We start from the raw sequence: 1,385 nt of genomic DNA, 5'->3' as shown, positions 1-1,385 counted from the left end.
TCATACGTAGGATCTTAAGGAAATTAGGGGTTGAATGCATGTTCTAAATCTGATCAGATGTTTATCGCCAAACAAACCTTCTGAAACAGATTTGAGAACATGCATAAAAATAATACCGAGCTTGCGAAGATAACGAAAGTCCTGAATGAATTTAAAATTAACGATATCGGAAAAAGCAGTGGATTTTGCTGCCGACAACGGGTCGTAAAGCCCTTTGAACTGGTGATGTCGTTACTTACGGCACTCGGCGATAAGTCTGTGGATAGCATCAGTGACTTGCACCGGTATTTTACAGGATTGACCTTTAGTGATGTTCAGTACAAGCCGTTCCACAACCAGCTCAGTAAACCTGAATTTCTTGACATGATGAAGCGGTTGGTTGCGATGGCGATGGGAAACTGGCAGCAACAGATATTAGGAACTGACGTTAATCTATCGATGTTTGAGCAAATCGTGGTGCAAGATGGGAGTTCGTTTGCGGTGCACGATAGCCTGAGTGACGTGTTCAAAGGGCGCTTTACCACTATCAGCCCAGCCGCGGTAGAGATACATGTGAGCTGGGATATGTTAAGCAGCCAACCGCATGCCGTGTCAGTAAGTGCCGATAGCAAGGCTGAATATGATTATCTGCCGCCAGCGGCCTCACTAGGGAATAAGCTGTTTTTAGCCGATAGAGGCTATTTCAAACTGTCCTACTTACGTGACATTCATGCGTCAGGAGGGTTTTATACCGTGAGGGCAAAGACAACGAGTAATCCACTTGTAACAGCGGCTTACACCGCGAAGGGCAAGCGCCTGAAGCGATTTAAAAACGTTAGCCTTAAAAAGGTAAAGGCCCATATTCGACGTAGTGGAGTAGTCGATATGGATGTGGAAAATCCACACGGCTACCGCATGATAGCCAGTTGGCCGAAAGACAAAAACGAACCCACGTACTGGGTGACTAACTTGCCTCGGTCTGAGTACCCAGCCAACAGCATCATCAAACTCTACGGCTTACGCTGGCAAATCGAACTGCTATTTAAAGAATGGAAATCCTACTGCAACCTGCGCAAATTCAATACACGTAAGGCCAGTATGATGGAAGGTCTGATTTGGGTGAGTCTGTTAGCGCTGCTGGTAAAGCGACGAATAGGCTTTAGTATTCAACAGCTAAAAGGAATAGCGATATCAAGTTTTATGGTGGCAAAAAACACACAAGGTTGGTTTTACAAATTAATGGAATCGATAATCCACTTCGACCAGTCAGCATTAATACAAACATGGAACAGGGCAGTGGATTATTTGGCAAGATACGCCAAAAGGGCGCATCCCGATCGAGATAGGGAGAGCGGGCGTTTAGCGCCCGGCCTGACACCGATTATTTCTTAATGTCCAACGTATGA

Annotated in this window: 1 protein-coding gene; it reads left to right on the top strand. The window is 45.5% G+C overall.

Annotation, left to right across the window (positions count from 1 at the left end; translation table 11 throughout):
• The first annotated feature begins 99 nt into the window (after window positions 1-99).
• A complete protein-coding gene (locus tag GQS54_RS22840) occupies window positions 100-1,371 on the top strand; it encodes an IS4 family transposase (protein ID WP_166426218.1) in 1,272 nt (423 codons plus the stop codon).
• Window positions 1,372-1,385: the final 14 nt, after the last annotated feature.

The organism is Paraglaciecola sp. 20A4, from assembly GCF_011378905.1.
Taxonomy (GTDB): Bacteria; Pseudomonadota; Gammaproteobacteria; order Enterobacterales; family Alteromonadaceae; genus Paraglaciecola.
Note: the sequence above shows the minus strand (reverse complement) of the source record. Positions and strands in the feature narration are given on the sequence as shown.